Origin of the sequence: Pseudonocardia aurantiaca, assembly GCF_039526725.1 — a bacterium.
Taxonomy (GTDB): domain Bacteria; phylum Actinomycetota; class Actinomycetes; order Mycobacteriales; family Pseudonocardiaceae; genus Pseudonocardia; species Pseudonocardia aurantiaca.
Genome location: NZ_BAAAJG010000029.1, coordinates 83,878 through 106,073, shown reverse-complemented (window position 1 = coordinate 106,073; position 22,196 = coordinate 83,878). Strand labels below are relative to the sequence as shown.

The following is a 22,196-nucleotide window of genomic DNA, read 5'->3' as shown; positions in this document are numbered from 1 at the left end:
CGCGCAGAAACACGGTGGCAACGACCACGTCGTAGCGTCGTGTGAACCACGCGGTTCACACAGACGCGGTTCACACAGACGCAAGGGAGTTGCGCCATGGATCTGAGCCCCGACCTCGCCGCCGCCTGCCTGGTTCCCCGACGGGTGTCCACCCCCGAGGAGGCCAGGGAGGTCGTCGACGCCGACGGTGCCGCGATCGTCAGCGGCATCACCGACGAGACCGCCGCCATCGCGTTCGGGACGGCCATGCTGGGCGCGGACCTGCGGCGCATCGGCCGTCAGATCGAGGCGACGACGAAACGGGCCGTCGAGGAGGGGGCGAAGGTCGACGCGCAACCAGTCGACGCGCGCGGCCGCAAGCGGCGGCTCTCGACCGACGTGTCGCTCCCGATGCCCCCGCACAACGACGGTTTCGCGTTCGGCGACTACGCGCCCGACCGGCTGTTCCTGTTCAGCGCCCGGCCCGCGGCCGTCGGCGGCGAGTCGTTCCTCGTGGACGGGCTCGCGGTGCTCGACATCCTCGCGAAGGACCCCGCGAACGCGGAGATGGTGGAGTTCTGCCGCACGGTCGACATCGACCACTCCGAGCCGAACTTCCCGCAGGACGGCGTCTCCCCCATCCTCCGGACCACCCCCGCCGGTCGCCCGCAGGTGCGCCACCACCCCTACCTCGCGCCGGTGGTGAGCGGGGACGAGGCGCAGCAGTGGAAGTTCGTCGAGCTCTGGAAGGCCGCGGTGACCTACGCGCGGGACGCAGGCGCGCGGTTCCGGCTGGAGGCGGGCGACATGGCGTGCGTCGACAACTACCGGGTCTTCCACGGCCGCCACGGCTACACCGACCCAGCGCGAAAGCTCTACTCGATCTGGGGCTGGAGCAGCGCGGCGGTGGCCGTGCCGGTGGGTGAACTGGACATCGTCAACCCGCAGAAGCCCGCTCAGCTCGCCGGCTGAGCGACCCCGTTCTCACTCGCCGCGGCGCATCGGCGCGCGAACGCCTGGGCGGTGGCGGCGTAGCTGGCCGCCACCGCCGCGGCGTCACCGGTGGAGAGCAGATCGAACTGCAAACCCCGCCACAGCGCGACGACCTCCCTGGCCAGCGCGCCCGCCGCCGGATCCGGCACACCCTCGGCGCGCAGCGCGCCCGTCACCTGGTTCGTCCAGTCGTGCCCGACGCGCGCAAGGAAGTCGTCGAACCGGCCGGGATTGTGCGCGGCCTGCCCGAAGATCTCGAAGAACAGCCGCAGGAACGGAAGGTTCTCCGGGGCGGCGATGCCCCGCCAGGCGGCTAGCAGCCGCTCGACAAGCGGGGTGCCCGAGTCGTCGAGGGCCGTCATCGCTGCGGTGAAGGCCGGGAAGCGCTGCGACGCCACGTTCAGCGCCTGGCCGATCAACTGCTCCTTCGAGCCGAAGTAGTAGAGCAGCATGCGGTTGTTCGTGCCGATCGCGCGGCCGAGGCCGCGAAGCGTCATGTCCGCGACGCCGTGTTCGAGCACGTAGTCGACGGTGAGGCGCAGCAGCCGATCGCGCTCCGGCTCCGCCCCCGCTCCCACACCGTCGGCCCCCATGCCGCAGCACCGTAACGGACGGAGAGGCCCCCGCCAGCCGTAACGTCCGGGCGCCTCCGACGCAACATGGCAGCAACCGGCGCTCCATAACGTGTCGTGAACCGCGCGATTCACTGGAGCCTGCATGCCAGCACAGACGAGCTCCACCCCTGCACCGGCCGAGACCGCCACCCCGACGGCGATCTCGCTGCAGGGCATCGTCAAGGATTTCCCGCTCCGCCGCGGCACCGCCGTGCGTGCCCTGGAGCGCCTCGACCTGCAAATCGGGCACGGCGAGTTCGTCGCACTACTCGGGCCGTCCGGCTGCGGCAAGTCGACGGTGCTGCGGATGGTGGCAGGTCTCGAACAACCCAGCGAGGGAGAGGTAGCCGTCGAGGGGCGCAGCCCCGCCGACCTCGTGCGCGCCCACCGGCTCGGCGTCGCCTTCCAGGAGCACGCGCTACTGCCATGGGCGTCGGCCCGCGACAACGTCGCCCTGCCGTTCCGGGTGGCCGGCCGCCCGGTGGACCGCACCCGCGTCGACGACCTGCTCGCGCTCGTCGGCCTCACCGGCTTCGAGGACGCGCGGCCACGGCAGCTCTCCGGTGGCATGCGCCAGCGCGTCGCGATCGCCCGCGCCCTCGCGCTGGAGCCCGACGTCCTGCTGCTCGACGAGCCCTTCGGCGCCCTCGACGCCGTCACGCGGCGGCGCATGAACCTGGAGCTCGCCCGCATCTGGATGGAGCAGCGGATCACCACCCTGCTCGTCACGCACGACGTCGACGAGGCAGTGCTGCTCGCCGACCGCGTCGTCGTGATGACCGGGCGTCCCGGCCGCGTCCGGCACGTGCAGCAGGTCGACATGCCGCACCCCCGCGGCACCGAGGTGACCCGCGACCCCGACTTCCACGCACTCGTCGACCGGCTCACCGCCATGCTCGACGACCCCGAGCCGACCGCGGAGCCCTCGTGAGTAGCCCTGTTGCCGCACGGGCCGGCGACCGCGGGCTCGCCGTCGCGGGGGTCCTGGCAGTGCTCGTGCTTGCCGAGCTCATCGGCCGGACCGGGATCGCCGGCGTGGGCTGGCCGCCGATCAGCGAGGTCGCGCTCTACCTCACCGAGTCCTCGGCCCAGCAGCTCCTCGGCCGGGCGCTCGCCGCCACCGGGGCCGCTGCTGCGGCCGGGTTCCTGCTCGGCACGGTCGTCGCGCTGCTGGTCACGGCGCTCGGCGCGCTGCTGCCCGCCACCGCGCCCGGGCTGGACCGGCTCGCCGCCGTCCTGCACGCGGTGCCGCTCATCGCGGTGGGCCCGCTGCTGATCACGATCGCCGGCCGCGACGCGACCCCCACGCTGGTCGCCGCGCTCGCCTCCGGGTTCGCCGTGTTCATTGCCGCGACGTCCGCACTCGCCTCGACCAACCCCGCCCAGCGGGACGTCTTCTCCGTACTCGGCGCGGGGCGGCTCGTCACCCTGCTGCGACTGCAGCTGCCCGCCGGGGTGCCGCTGATCGTCGACGGGCTCACGCTCGCGGCTCCCGCCGCGGTGCTGGGTGCGGTGATCGGCGAATGGTTCGGCGCACGCAGGGGCATCGGGGTGCTCCTGGTCAGCTCGATGCAGAACCTGCAGGTCAACCAGCTGTGGGCGGCCGCGCTGACGGCCGCGGCGGTCGCGCTGCTCGCCTACGTCGTCCTGGTGGCCGCCCGGGACGTGGTGAACCGGAGGTTCTCATGACGGTCGAGGTGCTGCCGGAGCGTCAGGCGTCCGTGCCGCGCCGGCGAGCCGGCAACGTCGGGCTATCCCTGCTCTCCCGGTACTGGACGGTGCTGGCGCTGCTCGTGGCGTGGCAGCTGTTCTCCTCGCTCTCGGGCCTCAACCGGATCGTCGTGCCGTCGCCCGGCACAGTGTTCGGCGACGTCGCCTGGAACGTCGGCGCCTACCTCCCCGACCTCGCCTGGACGCTCGGCATGGCCGCGGCCGGGCTGCTCGTCGGGATGGCGACCGGAACCGCGCTCGCCGTCGCCGTGTGGTCCTCGCGGGTCGTCTCCGGGATGATGACGCCGGTCGCGCTGATCATGCGCTCGGTGCCGGTGGTCGCGATGATCCCCGTGCTCGCCAGGGTGTTCGGCTACGGCTGGACCACGGTGCTCGTGATCACGAGCGTCGTCTCGTTCTTCCCGGCGTTCGTGCTGGTCGGCGCCCGGCTCCGAGACGCGCCCCGCGCCGCGCTCGACCTGATGGCCGTGCTGGGCGCCTCCCGGCCCACGGTGCTGCGCAGGCTGCTGCTGCCGCACGCGGTGCCGGGCCTGCTCGTCGCGTTCCGGCTGACCGCCTCCACCGCGGTACTCGGCGCGATGCTCGCCGAGTACCTGATGGGCGGGCGGGGCCTCGGCACGCTCTTCGCCCAGTCGGTCAGCTTCTACCAGGTGGACCGGGCGTGGGGCACTGCGCTCGTCGCGACGGTCGTGTCCGTCGCCAGCTTCGTCGCGGCCCGCGCCGTCGAGCGCTGGGGCACAGCCCGTTTCACCTGATCCCGGTTCACCCGAGCCGCTCCCCGTTCCCCGAACCCCCCGATCCCGCCCCCGAGGAGATCACATGTCCACCGACCCCGCGCTCTGGTCCCGCCGCAAGTTGCTGCGCACCGCCGGTCTTGCCGGCCTGGGACTCGCCGCCGCGCCCGCCCTCGCGGCGTGTGCCGGCGGCAGCGACACAGGTGGCGGCGGGGGCGCGACCACGCACTTGCGGGTGGCGCTCGGCTGGATCAGCAATGTCGAGTTCGCCGGGTTCTGGATCGCCGACGACCGCGGCTACTACGCCGAGGAGGGCCTCGAGATCGAGTTCGTCCCCGGCGGTCCGAACGCGCCCCAGCCCACCCAGACGCTTGCGGGCGGCGGCGCGGAGATCGCCATCCCGGTCGCGCTGCAGGCGTTCATCTCCGCAGTGAACGAGGGCAACGACTTCGTCGCCTACGGCACGATGTTCCAGAACGCGCCGTCCGCGCTGCTGTCGATGGCGAAGAAGCCGGTCCGCACGGCCCAGGACCTCGTCGGCGCCAAGGTGCTCGGCCAGCAGGGCGTGCAGCCCTACATCGAGGCCGCCATGCGGCTCGCGGGCGTGCCGGTGCAGTACGAGTTCATCCCGGTCGGCTACGAGCCGAGCCCGCTGGTGGAGGGCCAGGGCGACGTCTACACGTGCTTCGCCACCAACCAGCCGATCATGCTGGAGCAGCAGGGTTTGGTGGCCGACCGCGACTTCGTCGTCACCACGTACGAGCAGCTGGGCCTGCCGCAGTACGCGAGCCCGCTGTGCAGCCAGCGCTCCTGGCTGGACGCCAACCGGCCGGTGGTCGAGAAGTTCATGCACGCGACCGTGCGCGGCTGGCAGGACAACGCCACCGACCCGTCGGTCGCCGCCCATCTGGCCGTCGAGAAGTACGGCGCCGACCTCGGCCTCGACCTCGCCCAGCAGACCCGCGAGAACGAGCTGCAGATCCCCTACACGCAGAGCGACCTCACCCGGTCGAGCGGCCTGTTCCGCATCGACCCGGAGCGGCTCGCGGGCCCGATGTACACGGCGTACCAGGCGGCCGGTGTCCAGCCGCTGCCGGACGTCGCGAAGATCGTCGACACGACCGTGCTCGACGCCGTCTTCCAGGGGAGGGCAACAGTCTGATGGTCCGCGATCTCCGGCAGCTCCCGAAGGCCCACCTGCACCTGCACCTCGAGGGTGCGATGCGGCCGTCCACGCTCGCCGAGCTGGCGGCGGAGGCCGGGGTGCCGGCACCGCCGATCCGCGGCTACACCTCGTTCACGGAGTTCGGGCTGCAGTACCGCGGCGCGTCCGCGCTGATGGAGACGGAGGCGCACCTGCGCCGGGTGGTGCGCGAGGTCGTCGACGACGCAGCCGACGACGGTGCGGTCTGGGTCGAGCCGCATTTCTACCCGCCGCGTTTCGTCGGGCAGCTCGGCACGGCCGAGGATGTGCTGGGAATCGTGATCGACGAGGGGCAGCGCGCCGCGGCGGCCCGCGGCATCGGGTGCGGGTGGATCGTCTCGGCGCTGCGCGACTTCGACCCGGAGCAGGCGGTCGAGCTGGCCAAGCTCGCGGCGAGCTACGCGGGGGCGGGTGTGGTCTCCTTCGGGCTGGCCGCCGACGAGGCGCTTTTCCCACCAGAGCCGTTCGCCGAGGCGTTCGGCATCGCGCGGGACGCCGGGCTGATCTCCGCCCCGCACGCCGGCGAGCTGGCCGGGCCGGCCAGCGTCTACGGCGCGCTCGACGCGCTGGGCGCGCGGCGGATCTGCCACGGCGTGCGCGCGATCGAGGACCCGGCGCTGGTGGAGCGGCTGGCCGCCGACGAGGTGGTGCTCGACGTATGCCCGACGTCCAACGTGATGCTCGCCGTCGTGCCCTCGATCGACGAGCACCCGCTCGTGAAGCTGCTCGACGCCGGGGTGCGGTGCTCGATCAACGGCGACGACCCGCTGCTCTTCGGCCCGGGCCTGCTCGCCGAGTACGAGCTGGTGCGGGGCACGATGGGGCTGCCCGACGAGCGGCTGGCCCAGCTCGCGCGGTCGTCGATCGTGGGCTCGGGGGCGCCACAGGAGCTGGTGAGGGACGCGGTGGAACACGTGGAGGACTGGCTGACAACGCCGGTGTGACGCCGGGCCCGGGACCGATGTCAGCGGGATGGCCTTGCAGACGTTGAACGTCTGCAAGGCCACCCCGCTGACGTATGCGGGACCCTCAGCGGGCGGCGTTCTTCACGAAGCCCGTCTCCGTGTCCATCAACGCCCGGTCCCCGCCGTGCCAGCCGCCGCGGACGTGGCGGCGCATCGTGTCGTCGTCGGTCGCGCGGGCCGCGGAGTGCCACAGGTAGGCGTCGTGCAGGATCACGTCGCCGCGCTCGGCGAACACCGGGATCTCACCGTGGATCTTCTCGAAGCCCAGCGGCATCGGCGCCGGGGGTGGGGTGTCGGTGTAGCCGCGGGCGGGGGGCGTCCCGTCGGGCACGGCGACCTTGTTGATGTTCTCGAACGGCGACGCGGTGGCCCACAGGTGGCTGCCCGGCACCACCCGGAGGAAGCCGTTGGCCGGGCTCGTGCCGTCGATGTGGAACGTGAAGGCGGTGCCTGGCCAAATGTCCAGGTGCGGCACGGCCTGCCAGTCCGCGTGCCACCCGATCCGGGTGTAGCCGGACTCCCGCCCCGGCCGGGCGTCCTGGTAGACGACTCCGTTGCGGCCCGGCCAGTAGTCCGCGCCGAGGATCTGCGTCACCAGCTCGACGATTACAGGGGTGGCGAGCGCGGCGTCGATGCTCGGAGCGATCTCCTCGACGTGCTCGACGTAGTTGAGGAACTGCTCGGCCTTGCTCTCGTCGTCGAGGTACTTCGTCGAGCCGTGCCGGGCGGGGAGCGCGCCGGCGAGGACACCCTTCTGCGCGGCCACGCACTCGGCCTCCATCGCGTCGATGACGTCGGGCCCGACGTAGTCGCGCAGCACGACGAACCCCCAGCGGTCGTAGAACGACTTTGCCGCTTCCGCGCCGTCCGCCGGGGTGAAAACGCCGAGGTCGGCGAAAGCGCTCAGGTCGAGATTGCTCACTGCGATCCTCCGTATGAACCGGGTGGTTCATACAGTCTGACCTGCTCCGATGCACCTAGCCGTTACGATCACGTGAAACACGTGTCGAGGCGACGAAATCGTCTCATCCGCCCCCGCCACCACTAGGCGCCTGCACCGGCCCCTGCCGCCAGAGCGTCGGCGAGGAACCGCAGCTCACGGTGCATGGCCTCGCGCCCGGCTTCGGCGTGCCGCGCCACCGAGTGCCGGTAGCTGACGGCCGATGCGAGCAGGTGGGCCGCGCTGTCGACGTCGGCGGCGGCGCAGCCGTGCGGGCGGGCGGCGGCGAGCACAGGACCCGGCAGCCACTGATCCCATCCGGATGATCCGGCCGTTCGGCCCCCCGGTCAGCGGGAACCCCGCCTCGCACCCTTCCGCATCGGAGCGACAGATGACCATCTACATCCAGCCGCCGGACCCGTCACCGGAACCCGACGTCGTGCACATCGGCGTGCTCTCGGACCCGGGACTGCCGACGGATCTCGCGGACTGGCTCGTGGAACATCTCCCCGCGATCTTGACCGCCACAGTCAGCGACGAGGTGGTCTGGACGGTGTCGCGGAAGCGCGAGCCGATCGTGCTCGACGAGCACGGGCGGATCCCCGTGGCCGATCTCGCGCAGGAGTACAAGCACGCCAACGGGTGGGTCCTCATGCTCCTGCTCACCGACCTGCCGCGCCGGTCGGGCAGGCGAGTCGTCGCCTCCGAGGTGAGCAGTTCGCAGGGCGTCGGAGTCGTGTCGGTGCCTGCACTCGGAGCCCTCAGGCTGCGACATCGGATCAGGGAGCTCGTCGTCGATCTCGTCCGGCGGCTCACCGCTGCCGAGAGCGCAGTCGCGCCGGCGCGGAGGGGCCGCCGGTTCCGCAAACCCGACTCCCCGCGACTGCTCAGCCACTCGAGGTACGTGACCTCGGACGATCCGGACATCGACGAGCAGATGGCCTTGCTCGGACCGCAGGGCCGGTTCCGCCTCCTCGCCGGGCTGGTGCGGGACAACCGGCCGTGGCGGCTCGTCCCGCACCTGTCGAGCGCCACGGCGGCCGCCGCGGCGACATCCGCTTACGCCATCGTCACCTCGGACCTCTGGATCATGGCGAACGCGCTCTCCATCACGCGGCTCGCGCTGATCAACATCGTGGCGATCGCCGCGATGGCGATCTGGCTGATCTACTACAACCACCTCTGGGACCGCACGTCCGACCTCGGCGCACGGGCCGAGACCATCCTGTACAACAGCGCCACGGTCCTGACGCTGGCGCTCGGCGTGACGTGCATGTACGCGCTGCTCTTCGCGGCGTCGTTCCTGGCCGCGATCGCCCTCGTCGATCCGGGGTACCTCGCGTCGATCATGCACCGGCCCGCCGCCCTGGACGTCTACGCGGAGCTGGTCTGGCTGAGCAGCTCGATCGGCATCGTCGCCGGTGCTCTCGGTTCGAGCCTGGAGAGCGAGGAGGCGGTCCGCAACGCGACCTACGGCCGGCGGGAACGGATGCGTCACCGAGATCTCGCCACGCGCGACGAGGACGGCTAGCGCACACTTTGGGCAGAGCGGGCTGAGCGGCGTGCGTCGGTGAGGAGGTATGCCTGGATGACGGAGCTGCGCGAACGGTTCCGCGGAAGTCCCGTGATGCGCACCGCCGGTTCGCCCGTACCCTCGGGACGTCGCCGATGGCGTACCTGCGTGATGTCCGCCTGGACCGGATCCACGCCGAACTGCTCGCCGCCGGGCCGGATGCGGTCGCCGTCGGGCAGGTGGCGGCGCGCTGGGGGTTCCTCCACGCCGGCCGCTTCTCGGCGACCTACAAGCGGCGCTTCGGCCGGTCCCCCTCCGCCACGGCGCGCAGGAGCTGACCGGCCCGCTCAGCTGACCCGGCCCAGTGCGCTCTCCGCGGCGGCCACGCTGTGGTGGATGACCAGCAGATCCGCGCCCGGCGGACCGCCGAGCATCTGGTCGACCGCGCCCCCCGGCCGTCACGAGATGCAGCCCGATGCCGTCCGCAGCGGCGCGCCGGGCGACGTCGACGAGCGTCGGCACGGCCCCGGCCCGAATCTCCGACAACGCGGTGAGATCGACGACGACCGCCCATGGGGCGGCGTCGAGACACTGGTCGAGCGCCATCCAGAGCCGGCCCACCGTCGCCCGGTCCAACCGGCCCCTGGCCCGCACGATCGGGACCCCGGGTCGCAGGCGGCCGGTGTCCACGGCGAACCCGGAGACTTCGAACGGTGGGCGCGTGGCGTCCCAGTGCATCCCGCGCGGCGGGTGTGCCCGCGCTGCGCCGCCGCTGCCCGGCCGCGCCGCGAGGACACCCGGCGACGGGGTGACCGGGACGTCCGACGGCGAGGTGGCTGACGGACAGCGATCAGCGCATGTAGGCGTGCCGGAACTGGACGCTCATGCGCGGCGGGGCCACCCGCATCTTCGGCACCGCGTGCTGCCAGGTGCGCTGGCAGGAGCCGCCCATCACCAGTAGGTCGCCCGGCCCCGGCACGTACCCGACAGAGGCGCCGCCCCCCGTGGGCCGCAGCCGGAAGGGCCGGGGCGCGCCGAGCGACACCAGCGCGACGACCGCCTCCGGGAGCTCCCGCGCCACCCGGTCGCCGTGCCAAGCGACGCTGTCGGCCCCGTCGCGGTAGAGGTTGGCACCAATCTGCGTGAACTCCACGCCGTACCGGTAGCTCAGCGCCGCCGCCATCTCGCGCAACTCGGCAGGCGGGGCCGGCCCGTCGTCGAGCCGCCAGCGGTGCGTGAGGCGGGGCTCCCGCACCACCCGGTCGTACATCCGCACGTCGCGGCCGGACCACGGCGTCTCCGCCAGTAGCCGGGCGAACAGGTCGTCGGCGCCGCGGCACCAGCCGGGCGCGAGGTCGACCCAGGCCCCATCGGCCAACTCGTCGCGGCGCAGCCCGCGGAAGCTCGTGTCGATCTCGACGGCGGGCGCGTCGAGCAGCGAGGGCTGCCAGGCGAGGTCCATGGCCATGGGCCCGACGCTACCGCCAGTCGAACATCAGTTCGATGATGATCTCGGTCGGTCCTGTCGGGGCCTACCGCTACGGTCCGCCGCATGGCAGCAGGCACCGGCCACCAGGCCGCGTACGGGCTCATCACCGGCTTCGACCCGTTCGAGCGGATCGAGGCCTACACCGCGGCGCTGGCCGACAGCGCCGACGGTCACCTGGCCGAGCCGGTGCCCAGCTGCCCCGGCTGGCGCGTCGCCGACCTCGTGTGGCACCTGACCGAGGTCCACGCGTGGTGGGGCGCGCTCGTCGCCGCGCGGGCGCAGGACCACACGGAGGTCGCCGACCCGGTCCGGCCGGACGACGACGCCACGCTGGTGCCCGGCCTGGTGGCAGGCGCCGGGCGGCTCCTCACCACGCTCCGCGCAGCGGAGCCGACCGAGCCGGTGTGGACCTGGGCCGCGCAGAAGGACGTCGCGTTCGTCGTGCGCCACCAGGTGCACGAGGCGGCGGTGCACCGCTGGGACGCGGGGCAGGCCGTGGGCGCCAAGGTCGCGCTGGACCCCGCGGCCGCCACCGACGGCGTCGAGGAGTTCCTGGAGACCGTCACCCCGTACCGCACGAGCGGGGCGGAGCCGCTGGGTGGGCGGCTGGCACTGGTGGCCTCCGACACCGGGTTCGGCTGGAGCATCGAGGAGGACGAGGAGGGCACGGCGCGGTGGCGGCGGCTCACAGGCGAGCCCGAGCACGCCTCCGCCGTGCTGCGGGCCTCCGCCGCCGACCTCCTGCTCTACCTCTACCGACGCCGGGCTGCGTCCGAGCTCGACGTCTCGGGGGAGGTGGGCGTCGCGGAACGCTTCGCGCTGCGGAACCCGACCGACTGACCGACCTGCCCCGAGAACAGTCACACGGGGAGCAGTCACACGGGGAGCAGGGCCTCCACCACGTCGGCGAGCTGCGCAACCGTGCGGCACTCGTGCATCGGCAGCACATCCGCATAGCGGAGGGCAGCGGAGTCGCCGCTCCCCCACTGCCGGCGCGGCTCCGGGTTGAGCCAGTGCGCGTGCCGGGCCTGCCCCACCAGCCGCTTCAGCACCCGCAGGTTCGGGTCGCGGTAGTTGGTGCGCGCGTCACCGAGCACGAGCAGCGACGTCTTCGGGCCGACGGCCTCACTCCACCCCTCGGCGAAGCTTCCGAACGAGCCTCCGTAGTCGCTGTGCCCGTCGAACGCCACGAGGTCCGCCTCCCGCAGCACGCGCTGCATCACCCCCGACAGCTCGGCCCCCGGGTCGAACAGGTGGGTCACCTCGTCGGCGCGTTCCACGAACGCGAACACCCTGACCTTGCTGAACTGCTCCCGCAGCGCCTGCACCAGGAGCAGCGTGAAGTGGCTGAACCCGGCCACCGAGCCGGAGACGTCGCACAGCACCACGAGCTCCGGGCGGCCGGGACGGCGCGTGCGGTACGCCGGGCGCATCGGCACCCCACCGGTGGACATGGAGCGGCGCAGTGTGCGGCGCATGTCGAGGGTGCCGCGCTTGGCGTGCCGGCGGCGCACCGCCAGCCGGGACGCCAGCCGCCGCGCGAGGGGCTGGACGGTGCGGCGCAGCTGCGCGAGCTGCTCGGCGTGGGCGGAGAGGAACTCGACCTGCTCGGCCTGCTTCGGCACGGCCGTGCGCGCTACCTGCTCCCTCCCGCGCTGCTCCGCCGTTCGCCGCCGCACCTCGTCGGTGATCATCTTGCGGAACGCGGCGATCCGGTCGCGGATCTCCCGGCGCCGCACCTCGTCGACGAACGCGCTGTCGTCCGGCTCGGCGGCCCGCAGGTCGTCGAGGATCCTGGCGAGCAGCGTCTCGGGCGAGAGCACCCGCAGCGCCTGGTAGGCCGACCAGCTCGGTTGCGCGCCCGCGCCCCGGATGCCCGTCCCGGCCGCGCCGGAGCTGCCCAGCGCGTCGACGGCCGCGCGGGCCAGCTCGGCGAGCGCCGCGGTGTCGCCGTCGCGCAGCAGGTCGGCGAGCACGTCGCGCAGCGCGTCGACGTCCACCGGGCCGTCGGCTGCGTCGTCGACGCGCGGAACCTCGACCTCGCCCGTGCCCGCGCCGAGTGCCGCCGGGAAGTAGAGGTCGAAGAGTGCATCGAAGGCCGACCGTTGCCCGGACCGCCGAAGCAGCGCCGCGGCCAGCCCTTCCCGGACGTGCTCGCGGTGGAGCAGCTCGAGCGCGCCGAGCACCTGGGCCGCATCGATCGTCTCGCCGGGGCCGACCGCGACGCCGTGCCGGCGGAGCGCGCCGACGAAGTCGACCAGATGTCCGGGGAGCCCGTGCTCCGACCCGGCCCGCAGCGGCGCCTCCATCCCGCCATCATGCGGGATGGACGAACGCATTGCCTCCACACGATCTTCACATCGTCCGCCGAAACCCTCCACCGTCAGTCAATAGGGTCGGCGTCATGGAGGAGAGACCGAGCACCCCGGGACCCAGCGCCCCAGGACAGCGGCGGGTGCTCGTGGTGGACGACGAGCCGACCATCGCCGCTTCGGTGGCGGCCCGGCTACGCGCGGAGGGATTCGCCGTCGACGTCGCTCGCGACGGGCCGTCCGCGATGGCGAGCTTCCTGGCAGACGAGCCGGACCTCGTCGTTCTGGACGTCATGCTGCCCGGATTCGACGGGCTCGAGGTGTGCCGCCGCATCCAGGCCGCGCGGTCGGTGCCGGTGCTCATGCTCACCGCGCGTGACGCCGAGACCGACCTGCTGGTGGGGCTGGCCGTCGGCGCCGACGACTACCTGACCAAGCCGTTCTCGATCCGGGAGCTGGCCGCGCGCGTGCACGTCCTGTTCCGGCGGGTCGCCCGTGCCGCCGAGGCGCAGGAACAGGCCCAGCAGCGGATCGTGCTGGGCGAGCTCGAGATCGACCTCGCGCAGCACCGGGTCTGGTGCCGGGGCGAACCGGCGCATCTGACCCCGATCGAGTTCGACCTCCTCGTGCACCTGGCCGGGCAGCCGCGCACCGTGCTGCCCCGGGAGGCGCTGCTGGCGCAGGTGTGGGGCTGGGCCGCCGCCGGCGGCACCCGCACCGTCGACAGCCACGTGAAGGCCATCCGCCGCAAGCTCGGGGCCGACCTGATCCGCACGGTGCACGGCGTCGGCTACGCGTTGGAGGTGCCGAGATGACACAGCAGGCCACAGTCCCGCAACGGCTGGCGACGGTCGCCGACCTGCTGCCCCGGCCGCTCGACCCGATCCCCTGGATCAAACTGAAGATCACGGTCCTGCTGCTCGCCTCCGGCGGCGCCGGGCTGCTGTACCTGTGGAACGTCTACCACTGGGTGCCGCCGACGATGACCGCTGTGGCGGCGCTCGCGATCGTCCTGGTCACCGCGCAGGTGCTCGCGCACGGGATGACCCGGCCGCTGCGAGAGATGATCGCCGCGGCCAGGGCGATGGCGCACGGCGACTACACGCAGCGGGTCCGCGCCACCTCCCGCGACGAGGTCGGCGAGCTGGCGGTGGCGTTCAACCAGATGGCCGCCGACCTGGCGGCCGCGGACCAGCAGCGGCGCGAGCTCATCGCCAACGTGTCCCACGAGCTGCGCACGCCGATCGCCGCCTTGCAGGCCGTGCTGGAGAACGTCGTCGACGGAGTGGCCGAGCCCGACCCCGCCACGCTGCGCACCGCGCTGGCGCAGACCGAACGGCTCGGCGGGCTCGTCGCCGAACTGCTCGACCTCTCGCGGATCGACGCGGGCGCGATCGCGCTCGAGCCGGAGGACTTCGCGCTCTCGCCGATGCTCGCGCAGGCGGTGGCCGAGACCGAGGTCGCCGCGGGCGTCGCGGGCCGGACCGTGCGGTTCCTGACCGACGTGCAACCACCGGGCCTGACCGTGCGGGCCGATCTCAAGCGTCTGCACCAGGTCGTGGTCAACCTGCTCGACAACGCCGCACGGCACGGCCCACCGGGCACCGACGTGCACGTGACGGCACGCAGAGAAGGAGGGGAGCTCGTGCTCGAAGTGCGGGACGAGGGGCCCGGCATCGCGGCGGAGGACCGCGACCGGGTGTTCCACCGCTTCACCCACGGCGAGCGGGCCGTCGGCGGGGGCACCGGACTGGGGCTCGCGATCGCCCGGTGGGCGGTCGACCTGCACCACGGCCGGATCGAGGTGGTCGAGCCGGAGGCGGGCGCCGGCGAGATGCCGGGCTGCCGCATCCGCGTGACCGTACCGGGGCAGTCGTGAGCGAGCTTGCGAGCTCACCATCGGACGCAGTGAGCGACGAGCCGACGACCCCCGAGGAAGCCGGGCCCGCGGACGCTCGGCAGGACGCGGAACGGACGACAGCGGAACGGACGACAGCGGTGCCGACCGCCCTCCCGCCTGGCCAGCCGCAGTGGCCCACCACCCCGCCCGCCCCGGTGTCGGTCGCACCGCCGCCGATCTTCGGTGCGCGGTGGCCCGCCCCCGCGCACCCGCCGTCGCGGGCCGTGCTGGTCGGCGCGGTCGCCGCCGGCCTCACCGCAGCCGTCGCGGTTCCGGCCGGGCGGCCCGGCATCGGCTGGTTCGTCACCGCGCTCGTGCTCGCCGCCGCCGCGGTGGCCGTCGGGTGGCGCAGGCCGCGCTCGCGGCGGGCCGCAGCCACCGACCTCGGCTGGCTGCTCGTGGCCGTCGCGCTCGCCGGCGTCAGCGCGGTGCGCGACGCCGGGTGGTTCGTGACGCTGTGCCTGGTGGCGGCATGCGGCGCGGGTTCGCTCGCGGTGGCGGGGCGGTCCTTCCGGAATGTGCTGATGGCGGGGGCGGCCATGCCGGTCGCGGCCCTGCGGGGGGTGCCGTGGGTGGCGCGCGGCCTGCGGCACGGCGACACGCAGAAGGGGCTGCGTATCGCCGTGGCGGCCGTCGTGGGCGTGCTGCTGCTGACGGTCTTCGGCTCGCTCCTCGCGGAGGCCGACGCGGCGTTCGCCACCGTCCTCGACGCCCTCGTGCCGACCCTCGACGGCCCGTCGACCGCGCGCTCGGTCGGGCTGTTCGTGCTCGGCGCCGCGAGCGCCGTGGGCGGCGCGCTGCTGCTGATGGCCCCACCGGCGCCGCCGGACGCCGGGAAGCCGCCGTCGCGGCTGCGCGGCCTGGAGTGGGCGCTGCCGGTCGGGCTGCTCGCGGGGCTGTTCGCACTGTTCGTCGCGGTGCAGCTCGCCACACTCTTCGGCTCCGACGACCACGTCGTGCGCACCACCGGCCTCACCTACGCCGAGTACGCGCGCAGCGGGTTCTGGCAGCTCCTCGCGGTCACGGCGCTCGCGTTGTGCGTGATCGTCGCAGCTTCCCGGTGGGCCCCCGAGAACTCCCCGGCCGCCCGCACGACGAAGCGGGTGCTGCTCGGGACGCTCGCCGTGCTCACACTGGTGATCGTCGCCTCCGCGCTCAGCCGGATGTGGCTCTACCAGCAGGCCTACGGCTTCACGGTGCTGCGGCTGCTCGTGCTGACCTGCGAGCTGTGGCTCGGCGTCGGGTTCGTGATCGTGCTGTGGTCGGTGCTGCGGCTGCGGGCGGGCGGCCCGACCCGCGGGATGGTGGTGGCGGGCGCGGTCGCGCTGCTCGCGCTCGCCGTGCTCGACCCGGAGCGGTTCGTCGCCGAACGCAACGTGGACCGGTACACGACGACCGGGGAGTTCGACGCCGGTTACCACGCCCGGCTCTCGGCCGACGCCGTGCCGGCGCTCGGCCGGCTGCCGGAGCCGGTGCGGTCGTGCGCGCTCAACTCGATCGCGCACCGCATCGTGTGGGAGGACGACGACTGGCGCAGCGCGAACGCGGCCCGGGCCGGAGCGGCGGCGACGCTCGCGGGCGCGCAGACGGGTTGCTGAGTGCTATGCCGACCGTGCTGCGCCGTCGGGCCAGACGGGTCGACGGGGATCCCGCGGTCGCGGGCCGCTTCCACCACGTCGCCCGTGCCGCGGGCTGCTGCTCACCGCGCCTGGCTCACCGCGCACCGCGCCTGGCGCGGGACTACGAACGAGACCCCGCCCTGTCCGAGGCCATGATCCGCTGGGTCGCGATCAACACCATGACCTGACGACTCGCCCGAGGCGGCCCCGCCGTCCGTCAGCAACGGCGCACCCTCACACCCGTGAGTTGATCTTCCCGAACACGCTCAGGTCGAGTTAGGGCGACGGCGGCCCGCACTGAGCGGTGGCGAGGAGGCCGAGCACCGAGTCCGCGGTGGACGCCTGCTCGCGGTAGGGGTTGTAGGACAGCGTGACCTGACGGCCGTCGGGTGCGGCCGTCACGTAGGTGAGGTACCCGAGGAGCTGCCCGCTGTGGCCCACGATCGTGGTGCCGCACGGCAGGTCGAACTCTTGCAGGCCGAGCCCGTAGCGGAACCCGGCACCCGTCTCGACTGTCTCCCGCATCGCACCGAGCGTGGCCGGGCCGAGCAGCTCCCCGCCGAGCAACGCGTGGAGGAAACGGTTCAAGTCTGTGGTCGTGGAGATCATCTCGCCCGCGGCCCAGTCCAGCGACGGGTTCATCTCCGTGGCGTCGGCCCAACCTTCACCCTCGACCTCGGTGTAGCCGTGGGCGTGTGGTTCTGGAACGGACGGATCCGTGCCGGGCACGCTGGTCTGGTTCAGCCGCAGCGGCCGCAGGATCCGCTCTGTGATCTCGACGCCGTACGGCCGTCCGGTGAGCCGTTCGATGAGCAGCGCCGCCACGATGTAGTTGGTGTTCGAGTAGTGCCATCCCTGGCCTGGGGGGAAGTAGGGGGGCTGGGCGAACGCCACGTCGAGGAGTTCCTGGGGGCGGTAGGTTCGGAATCTGGCGTCGCCGCGCCAGCGGTTGGTGGACCAGTCGCGCTCGTGCGCGTAGTCGTAGATCCCGCTTGTGTGGTTGAGGATCTGGCGGACCGTGATGGCCCTTCCGTTCGGTACGACCCCGGGTAGGTGGCGGTCGATCGGGTCGTCCAGCGCGAGCCTGCCCTCGTCGACCAACTGTAGGACCACGGTGGCCACGAACGTCTTCGTCACGCTGCCGATCCGGAACCGGCTAGAGGGACTCGGTGGGACGTCGGAGGACAGCTGGTTCGCGCCGGCCTGGGCTGCCCATTCGTCGTTGCCCTGCTGGATGCGCAGCAACGCCGCCGACGCTGAACCGGAGTCGACCAGCCGGTTCAGGCCGGACTGCAGATCAGCGCGGGGGAACGGGTCGGGAACGGGGAGCGCGCACGCCGGGACGGTGAATCCGAGGGCGAACACGACAGCGACGGCAAGCCCGAGGGCGGCGGTAGTCGATCTCACTCGGCGGACGGTACGAACGAGTGGAGCACCGGGCCATGAGGCTCTACGCCCCGGCTCGATGCGGACATCCACAGGGTCCGGTTCGGGCTGGCTCCCCCTCGCCGTTCCAGCGAGGTCCCGCTACGGTGCGGCGCCCGCGCGGGTAGCGTCGCGCCCGTGATCGAACGGGCGGCTCGCACGGCCTTGGGGCTCGCCCTCGGCGGGCTGACAGCGCTGGCGCACCTGGTGCTCGTCGCGCCGGCCGCCGCCCTGCTGCTGCCTCCCGCCCGGCCCGCCGTAGCCGGCGCGGTCCGGCGGCTGGCCGGGGTCGAACGTGCCAGGGTCGCGGCGTTGCTCGGCGGCCAGGACGCGGCGGTGGCGCAGCCGTCCCTGCGGCGTGTCCTGCGGTACCTCGCCGCCCGGCTCCCGGTCGGCCTGCTTGGGGCCGCCGTGCTCACGCTGCTGGGCATCGGTGCGGTGTTCGGGGCGACGATGCTGTGGTCATGGGTGACGCGGACGCCGTGGGTGCTCGAACAAGAGCCGGCCATCGTCGTCAGCACCACGCTGGTCGCGTACTACGCGCTGCCCGGGGCCGTGCTGCTGTACCTCGGGCTGGCCGGCGCGGCCGCCGTGGCCCGTTGGGAGCGGTCGCTGCTGGCCCGGTTGCTCGCACCGTCCCGTGAGGAACAGCTCACCCAGCGCGTCGCCGAGTTGTCCCGCACCCGCGACGCCGTCATCGCGGCCGTCGACGACGAGCGCCGCCGCATCGAGCGCGACCTGCACGACGGCGTGCAGCAGCGGCTCGTCGCGCTCGGGATGCTGCTGGGCCGCGCGCGGCGCCATCCGGACCGGACGACGGAGTTCGTCGCGCAGGCCCACGAGGAGGCCCGGCGCGCTCTCGCCGACCTGCGTGACGTGTCATGGCGCGTCTACCCGGCGGCGCTGGACAGCGAGGGCCTGGCCGCCGCGCTGGAGTCCGTGGCCGAGCGGGCGCCGCTGCCGGTGCGGATCACGTGCGCGCTGCCGGCCGAGCCGCTGCCGGCACTGCGGGCGGTGGTGTGGTTCGTGGTCTGCGAGGCGGTGACCAACGCGGCCAAGCACTCGGAGGCGCTGCGTGTGGAGGCGGAGGTGCTGATGGACGGAAGTGTGCTGCGGGCGAACGTCCGCGACGACGGGCGGGGCGGCGCCGACCCTTCGGGCGGCGGGCTGGCCGGGCTCGCCCGGCGGGTGCAGGCCGCCGACGGCACCCTCACCGTCACAAGCCCGCCCGGTGGCGGCACGACGATCACCGCGGAGCTGCCGTGCGCGTGACGATCGCGGAGGACTCTGCACTACTGCGCGAGGGGCTCGTCCGGCTGCTCGTCGACGAGGGACACGAGGTGGTGGCCGCGGTCGGCGACGCCCGGGCACTGCTCGGCGCCATCGAGAAGGACCAACCCGACGTCGTCGTCGCCGACGTGCGCATGCCCCCGACGCACAGCGACGAGGGCATCGTCGCAGCGCTAGAGATCCGCCGCCGCTGGCCCGACGTCGGCGTGCTGGTGCTCTCCCAGTACGTCGAGCGGCGGCACACCGCCCAGCTCGTCGGCGGCCCGGGCGCGCGAGTCGGCTACCTGCTCAAGGACCGCGTGGCGCAGGTCGGGGAATTCCTCGACGCGCTCGACCGGATCGGCGCGGGCGGCGCCGCGTTCGACCCCGAGGTCGTGCGGCAGCTGCTGGCCCGCGGCAGCCACGCCGACCCGCTGTCCCGCCTCACCCCGCGCGAGCGTGACGTCCTCGACGCGATGGCCGCGGGCCTGACCAACGCCGGCACCGCCGAGCGGCTGCGGATGTCCGTCAGCGCCGTGGAGAAGCACGTGGCCTCGATCTTCGGGAAGCTGGGCATCCCGGAGACGGTGGGGTACAGCAGGCGGGTGCTGGCGGTGCTGCGGTATCTGGGTTCCTGACACACGCCATCGGCGAGGATGAACCGCCCCGGTCTGATGGAGGCTCCACACTTGAGTGGAGGACATGGATCATGGCTTGGAGGTCGAAGTTCTCCCCGCGAGGTGCGGGTCGGACAGGGCGTGGTCTCGTTCGTAGTCCCGCGCCAGGCGCGGTGCGCGGGAGCCAGGCGCGGGTCCGCTCGACCGCCCACCGGCGGGGGATCACAGCCCGAGGGTGTCGGTGACGATGAACCGCTTGCGGCCGTTGACCTTCTCCCCCGCGTCGTAGCCGCGGGACTCACGCCCGACGGTGTCGGCGCCCTTGACGCTCTGCGAGTCGATCAGCCCGGCGCTGGGCCCGGGGTTGCGTCCCTCCTGCAGGCGCAGCTGCTCGCGGACCACCGGGAGGATCTTCTCGGTAACCTTCGCCTGTTCCCAGCGGATGAAGTACCAGTACACCGTCTGCCAGGGCGGGAAGTCCGCGGGCAGCTGCCGCCACGCGCACCCCGTCTGCACCACGTACAAGATCGCATCCACCACCGCGCGGCGCAGGGACGACGCTGGACACGTTCATCGCCGCCGCTCAATCATGCAACGGCGTGCGGTCGGGGTGCGGCGCGGGGTTTTCGTCTCGGGTCGATCCAGACTGGTGGGATGAATTCCGGCAGCCCGTGGCGGAGGCGGACGATCCAGTCGGAGTGGTGCAGCAGGCGGTGGTGGGCGCGGCAGACCATCACGCAGTTGTGCAGGGCGGTGTCGCCGCCGTCCTGCCAGGGGATCACGTGGTGGACCTCGCACCAGGACGGTGGGCGGCCGCAGCCCGGGTACTCGCAGCCGCGCCCACGGGCGGCGACGGCACGGCGGAGCCCGTCGGGGATGGTGCGGGTGGAGCGGCCGACGTCGAGGGGTTGGCTGGTGCCGCCGAGGACAACAGGGATGACGGCGGCGTCGCAGGCCAGCATTCGCAGGGCAGCGGGCGCTGGTACTCCGCCGAAGTCCAGCAGCGCGGAGCGGCAGCGGTGTTCCAGGTCCTCGAGCCGCACGAGCACGTTCAGGTGGGGGCGGCGGCCGCCGGCCTGGGGGAGGTCGCCGTGGTCGAGGACGAACCCGCACACGTCGGCGAGCGCGTCGGCCTGCCGCTGCGCGGCGGTGCGTGCGTCGTCGGCGGTGAGCGGGGCGGCCTTGGTGTCGATGACAGCGGCGATGGCGTCGAACATCGCAGCGTCCTCGAACCGGCCCACGAGCTTCCCGCCGCCACGGGGATGGCGGGTCAGGCGCAGCTCGTTGACCGGTTCGGGGTCGCGGTCGTCGGGATCGGCGCCGTCCTCGTCGAGGGCCTCGACGAGTGCGGTGCCCCAGGCCTGCAGCTCCGACGGCGTGTACATCTCCGCCTTGTCGGCCAACGCCGCCTCGGCACCGGCCCAGACTCCGGGGGCGAGCCGGGCGGCGGACGGGCTCGCGAGCACGCGGGCGATCACCTCGACATGCCGCAGGCCGGTGCGCCCGGCCGCGAACACGTCGGCGGTGGCCGCGAGCCGGGCGGGCAGGACAGCGCCGTCCAAGCCGATTCGGGGACTCACGTGTTCGGCGGCGGTGACGCGGCGGCGGGCCTCGAACCGCTCCCACCCCAGCAGGTCGGCCAGCGCTCCGGCGGTGGACTTGTAGCCCCGCTCGGCGAACGTCCCTCGCCGCTGCAGCTCGGCGACCGCGTCGACAACGACCCGGTCCAGCCGCCGCGTCAGGCCCTCGCACAAGGTCAACGCCGACAGGAGTTCGGCGTCAGTGGCCGAAGGTGTGGCGGCCGCGGCCAGCGCGTCGGCCGCCTCGGTGAGGAGTCGGTACGCGCGCCCGACCAGGCCGGTGTCCATGCCCCAATTCTACTCGAACAGATATTCGAACACCTTCCTGTCGTCGCAGGTCAGCCACCATTCAACGTATGCGATAGCGAACGGCTCAGATCTAGTTGAGCCGCAGCTCCGCCGCCGCCTTCACCGCGTCGGACTGGTGCTTGAGCACCACACCGAGCGTCGCGCGGACGGCCTCGTCGTCCAGAGTGTCGAGGCCGAGCGCGAGCAGCGTGCGGCCCCAGTCGATCGTCTCGGCGACCGACGGCGACTTGCGCAGCTCCAGCCCGCGCAGCACCCGGACGGTGCGCACGAGGGCGTCCACCAGCGACTCGGTCAACTCCGGTACGCGGCTCAGCACGATCCGTCGCTCGAGGTCGGCGTCGGGGAAGTCGAGGTGCAGGAAGAGGCAGCGGCGCTTCAGGGCCTCGGACAGCTCGCGGGTGGAGTTGGAGGTCAGGAGCGCGAACGGCCGCCGGGCCGCGGTGATCGTGCCCATCTCCGGGACGGTCACCTGGTAGTCCGACAGCACCTCCAGCAGCAGGCCCTCGACCTCGACGTCGGCCTTGTCGATCTCGTCGACGAGCAGCACGGTCGGCTCGGCCCGCCGGATCGCGGTGAGCAGCGGGCGGGGCAGCAGGAACTCCTCGGAGAACACGTCGTCGCGGGTGTCGTCCCAGGACTCCCGGCCCTGCCCCGCGGTGATCCGCAGCAACTGCTTGGCGTGATTCCACTCGTAGAGCGCACGGGCCTCGTCGATGCCCTCGTAGCACTGCAGCCGCACGAGCCCGGAGCCCGTCGCGGCCGCGACGGCCTTGGCCAGCTCGGTCTTCCCGACCCCTGCGGGCCCTTCGACGAGGAGCGGCTTGCCGAGCCGGTCGGCGAGGAAGACGGTGGTGGCGACGGCAGTCGACGCGAGGTAACCGACACCGGCCAGGCGTTCGGCGACATCCTGCACGGAACCGAACAGCGGGGGCTGGGGGGCGCTCACCCGATCATCCTGCCTCCCCATCGGCGGTCGGCACAGGCGCGACCTCGCCGGATCGGG

24 protein-coding genes and 1 pseudogene are annotated in these 22,196 nt (G+C 72.9%); 15 read left to right on the top strand and 10 right to left on the bottom strand.

The genetic code is table 11. From position 1 onward, the window contains the following. Nucleotides 1-96: 96 nt before the first annotated feature. Nucleotides 97-951 carry a TauD/TfdA family dioxygenase gene (locus ABD143_RS36265; protein ID WP_343987739.1) on the top strand — a complete coding sequence of 285 codons (855 nt, stop codon included), beginning with the start codon at nt 97-99 and terminating at the stop codon, nt 949-951. Here ABD143_RS36265 and ABD143_RS36260 read toward each other — a convergent pair. Further along, nucleotides 936-1,565, bottom strand: coding sequence for a TetR family transcriptional regulator (locus ABD143_RS36260; RefSeq protein WP_343987736.1), 630 nt, complete (start codon nt 1,563-1,565; stop codon nt 936-938). The genes ABD143_RS36265 and ABD143_RS36260 overlap by 16 nt on opposite strands. Before the next feature lie 124 nt (nt 1,566-1,689). On the opposite strand from ABD143_RS36260, the gene ABD143_RS36255 reads away from it, so the two are divergent. The 5 genes from ABD143_RS36255 (at nt 1,690) to add (ending at nt 6,199) form a co-directional block, all read left to right on the top strand. Beyond that, nucleotides 1,690-2,517 (top strand): ABC transporter ATP-binding protein, encoded by an 828-nt coding sequence (locus ABD143_RS36255; RefSeq protein ID WP_343987733.1) that lies wholly within the window; start codon nt 1,690-1,692, stop codon nt 2,515-2,517. Next, nucleotides 2,514-3,275: an ABC transporter permease gene (locus ABD143_RS36250; RefSeq protein ID WP_343987730.1), complete on the top strand. Its 762-nt coding sequence runs from the start codon at nt 2,514-2,516 to the stop codon at nt 3,273-3,275. The genes ABD143_RS36255 and ABD143_RS36250 overlap by 4 nt, the downstream gene beginning before the upstream one ends. Continuing rightward, entirely contained in the window at nt 3,272-4,072 is an 801-nt protein-coding gene (locus ABD143_RS36245) for an ABC transporter permease (RefSeq protein WP_343987727.1), read from the top strand. The genes ABD143_RS36250 and ABD143_RS36245 overlap by 4 nt, the downstream gene beginning before the upstream one ends. Nucleotides 4,073-4,136: 64 nt before the next feature. After that, on the top strand, nt 4,137-5,213 hold the full coding sequence (locus ABD143_RS36240) for an ABC transporter substrate-binding protein (RefSeq protein ID WP_343987724.1): 1,077 nt from the start codon (nt 4,137-4,139) through the stop codon (nt 5,211-5,213). Further along, the gene (add, locus tag ABD143_RS36235) at nt 5,213-6,199 is read left to right on the top strand and encodes an adenosine deaminase (protein WP_343987721.1); all 987 of its coding nucleotides are present in this window, start codon (nt 5,213-5,215) and stop codon (nt 6,197-6,199) included. Before ABD143_RS36240 ends, add begins: the two co-directional genes overlap by 1 nt. Before the next feature lie 85 nt (nt 6,200-6,284). Here the strand turns inward: add and ABD143_RS36230 are convergent, their stop codons facing one another. Then, on the bottom strand, nt 6,285-7,142 hold the full coding sequence (locus ABD143_RS36230; protein WP_343987718.1) for a phytanoyl-CoA dioxygenase family protein: 858 nt from the start codon (nt 7,140-7,142) through the stop codon (nt 6,285-6,287). Nucleotides 7,143-7,264: 122 nt separating this feature from the next. Further along, nucleotides 7,265-7,453, bottom strand: a complete 189-nt coding sequence (locus ABD143_RS36225) for a hypothetical protein (protein WP_379659762.1) — start codon at nt 7,451-7,453, stop codon at nt 7,265-7,267. 98 nt (nt 7,454-7,551) lie between these two features. On the opposite strand from ABD143_RS36225, the gene ABD143_RS36220 reads away from it, so the two are divergent. After that, nucleotides 7,552-8,691 carry a hypothetical protein gene (locus ABD143_RS36220; protein ID WP_343987716.1) on the top strand — a complete coding sequence of 380 codons (1,140 nt, stop codon included), beginning with the start codon at nt 7,552-7,554 and terminating at the stop codon, nt 8,689-8,691. A 53-nt stretch (nt 8,692-8,744) separates the two neighbouring features. Continuing rightward, nucleotides 8,745-9,011, top strand: coding sequence for a helix-turn-helix transcriptional regulator (locus tag ABD143_RS36215; protein ID WP_343988547.1), 267 nt, complete (start codon nt 8,745-8,747; stop codon nt 9,009-9,011). A gap of 112 nt (nt 9,012-9,123) precedes the next feature. On the opposite strand, the pseudogene ABD143_RS38425 reads toward ABD143_RS36215, so the two are convergent. Beyond that, nucleotides 9,124-9,411, bottom strand: a pseudogene (locus ABD143_RS38425) (STAS domain-containing protein); the annotation flags it as partial. 112 nt (nt 9,412-9,523) lie between these two features. Continuing rightward, the gene (locus ABD143_RS36210) at nt 9,524-10,141 is read right to left on the bottom strand and encodes an alpha-ketoglutarate-dependent dioxygenase AlkB (protein ID WP_343987713.1); all 618 of its coding nucleotides are present in this window, start codon (nt 10,139-10,141) and stop codon (nt 9,524-9,526) included. 84 nt (nt 10,142-10,225) lie between these two features. Between ABD143_RS36210 and ABD143_RS36205 the strand changes: the two genes are divergently transcribed. Continuing rightward, on the top strand, nt 10,226-11,002 hold the full coding sequence (locus ABD143_RS36205) for a maleylpyruvate isomerase family mycothiol-dependent enzyme (RefSeq protein ID WP_343987710.1): 777 nt from the start codon (nt 10,226-10,228) through the stop codon (nt 11,000-11,002). 35 nt (nt 11,003-11,037) lie between these two features. Here the strand turns inward: ABD143_RS36205 and ABD143_RS36200 are convergent, their stop codons facing one another. Continuing rightward, nucleotides 11,038-12,471 (bottom strand): vWA domain-containing protein, encoded by a 1,434-nt coding sequence (locus tag ABD143_RS36200; protein ID WP_343987708.1) that lies wholly within the window; start codon nt 12,469-12,471, stop codon nt 11,038-11,040. Nucleotides 12,472-12,566: 95 nt separating this feature from the next. Here ABD143_RS36200 and ABD143_RS36195 point away from each other — a divergent pair, with 95 nt between their 5' ends. Genes ABD143_RS36195 through ABD143_RS36180 form a run of 4 tightly spaced genes read left to right on the top strand, consistent with a single transcriptional unit; the run spans nt 12,567 to nt 16,181 of the window. Continuing rightward, nucleotides 12,567-13,289, top strand: coding sequence for a response regulator transcription factor (locus ABD143_RS36195; protein ID WP_343987705.1), 723 nt, complete (start codon nt 12,567-12,569; stop codon nt 13,287-13,289). Next, on the top strand, nt 13,286-14,353 hold the full coding sequence (locus ABD143_RS36190; RefSeq protein WP_343987703.1) for a HAMP domain-containing sensor histidine kinase: 1,068 nt from the start codon (nt 13,286-13,288) through the stop codon (nt 14,351-14,353). Before ABD143_RS36195 ends, ABD143_RS36190 begins: the two co-directional genes overlap by 4 nt. A 29-nt stretch (nt 14,354-14,382) precedes the next feature. Further along, nucleotides 14,383-15,972: a DUF4153 domain-containing protein gene (locus ABD143_RS36185; RefSeq protein ID WP_343987700.1), complete on the top strand. Its 1,590-nt coding sequence runs from the start codon at nt 14,383-14,385 to the stop codon at nt 15,970-15,972. Nucleotides 15,973-15,977: 5 nt separating this feature from the next. Then, nucleotides 15,978-16,181 (top strand): hypothetical protein, encoded by a 204-nt coding sequence (locus ABD143_RS36180; protein ID WP_343987698.1) that lies wholly within the window; start codon nt 15,978-15,980, stop codon nt 16,179-16,181. Nucleotides 16,182-16,269: 88 nt separating this feature from the next. Here ABD143_RS36180 and ABD143_RS36175 read toward each other — a convergent pair whose 3' ends face one another. Continuing rightward, entirely contained in the window at nt 16,270-17,400 is a 1,131-nt protein-coding gene (locus tag ABD143_RS36175; protein ID WP_343987695.1) for a serine hydrolase domain-containing protein, read from the bottom strand. Nucleotides 17,401-17,556: 156 nt separating this feature from the next. On the opposite strand from ABD143_RS36175, the gene ABD143_RS36170 reads away from it, so the two are divergent. Then, complete coding sequence (locus tag ABD143_RS36170; RefSeq protein ID WP_343987692.1) at nt 17,557-18,690, top strand: sensor histidine kinase; 1,134 nt, start codon at nt 17,557-17,559, stop codon at nt 18,688-18,690. Beyond that, the gene (locus ABD143_RS36165) at nt 18,681-19,325 is read left to right on the top strand and encodes a response regulator (protein WP_343987689.1); all 645 of its coding nucleotides are present in this window, start codon (nt 18,681-18,683) and stop codon (nt 19,323-19,325) included. The genes ABD143_RS36170 and ABD143_RS36165 overlap by 10 nt, the downstream gene beginning before the upstream one ends. A gap of 201 nt (nt 19,326-19,526) precedes the next feature. Here ABD143_RS36165 and ABD143_RS36160 read toward each other — a convergent pair whose 3' ends face one another. From ABD143_RS36160 to ABD143_RS36150, 3 genes are all read right to left on the bottom strand, one after another. After that, nucleotides 19,527-19,844: a transposase gene (locus ABD143_RS36160; RefSeq protein ID WP_343987686.1), complete on the bottom strand. Its 318-nt coding sequence runs from the start codon at nt 19,842-19,844 to the stop codon at nt 19,527-19,529. Between the two features lie 47 nt (nt 19,845-19,891). Beyond that, nucleotides 19,892-21,172, bottom strand: coding sequence for an HNH endonuclease signature motif containing protein (locus ABD143_RS36155; RefSeq protein WP_343987682.1), 1,281 nt, complete (start codon nt 21,170-21,172; stop codon nt 19,892-19,894). A gap of 91 nt (nt 21,173-21,263) precedes the next feature. Beyond that, complete coding sequence (locus ABD143_RS36150; protein ID WP_379659760.1) at nt 21,264-22,160, bottom strand: AAA family ATPase; 897 nt, start codon at nt 22,158-22,160, stop codon at nt 21,264-21,266. Between the last annotated feature and the right edge of the window lie 36 nt (nt 22,161-22,196).

Excerpts from the sequence above, each read along its gene's own strand:
- ABD143_RS36265 (WP_343987739.1), top strand. The coding sequence starts at position 97 with ATGGATCTGAGCCCCGACCTCGCCGCCGCCTGCCTGGTTCCCCGACGG.
- ABD143_RS36260 (WP_343987736.1), bottom strand. The coding sequence starts at position 1,565 with ATGGGGGCCGACGGTGTGGGAGCGGGGGCGGAGCCGGAGCGCGATCGG.
- ABD143_RS36255 (WP_343987733.1), top strand. The coding sequence starts at position 1,690 with ATGCCAGCACAGACGAGCTCCACCCCTGCACCGGCCGAGACCGCCACC.
- ABD143_RS36245 (WP_343987727.1), top strand. The coding sequence starts at position 3,272 with ATGACGGTCGAGGTGCTGCCGGAGCGTCAGGCGTCCGTGCCGCGCCGG.
- ABD143_RS36240 (WP_343987724.1), top strand. The coding sequence starts at position 4,137 with ATGTCCACCGACCCCGCGCTCTGGTCCCGCCGCAAGTTGCTGCGCACC.
- add (WP_343987721.1), top strand. The coding sequence starts at position 5,213 with ATGGTCCGCGATCTCCGGCAGCTCCCGAAGGCCCACCTGCACCTGCAC.
- ABD143_RS36220 (WP_343987716.1), top strand. The coding sequence starts at position 7,552 with ATGACCATCTACATCCAGCCGCCGGACCCGTCACCGGAACCCGACGTC.
- ABD143_RS36210 (WP_343987713.1), bottom strand. The coding sequence starts at position 10,141 with ATGGCCATGGACCTCGCCTGGCAGCCCTCGCTGCTCGACGCGCCCGCC.
- ABD143_RS36205 (WP_343987710.1), top strand. The coding sequence starts at position 10,226 with ATGGCAGCAGGCACCGGCCACCAGGCCGCGTACGGGCTCATCACCGGC.
- ABD143_RS36200 (WP_343987708.1), bottom strand. The coding sequence starts at position 12,471 with ATGGAGGCGCCGCTGCGGGCCGGGTCGGAGCACGGGCTCCCCGGACAT.
- ABD143_RS36195 (WP_343987705.1), top strand. The coding sequence starts at position 12,567 with ATGGAGGAGAGACCGAGCACCCCGGGACCCAGCGCCCCAGGACAGCGG.
- ABD143_RS36190 (WP_343987703.1), top strand. The coding sequence starts at position 13,286 with ATGACACAGCAGGCCACAGTCCCGCAACGGCTGGCGACGGTCGCCGAC.
- ABD143_RS36180 (WP_343987698.1), top strand. The coding sequence starts at position 15,978 with ATGCCGACCGTGCTGCGCCGTCGGGCCAGACGGGTCGACGGGGATCCC.
- ABD143_RS36155 (WP_343987682.1), bottom strand. The coding sequence starts at position 21,172 with ATGGACACCGGCCTGGTCGGGCGCGCGTACCGACTCCTCACCGAGGCG.
- ABD143_RS36150 (WP_379659760.1), bottom strand. The coding sequence starts at position 22,160 with ATGGGGAGGCAGGATGATCGGGTGAGCGCCCCCCAGCCCCCGCTGTTC.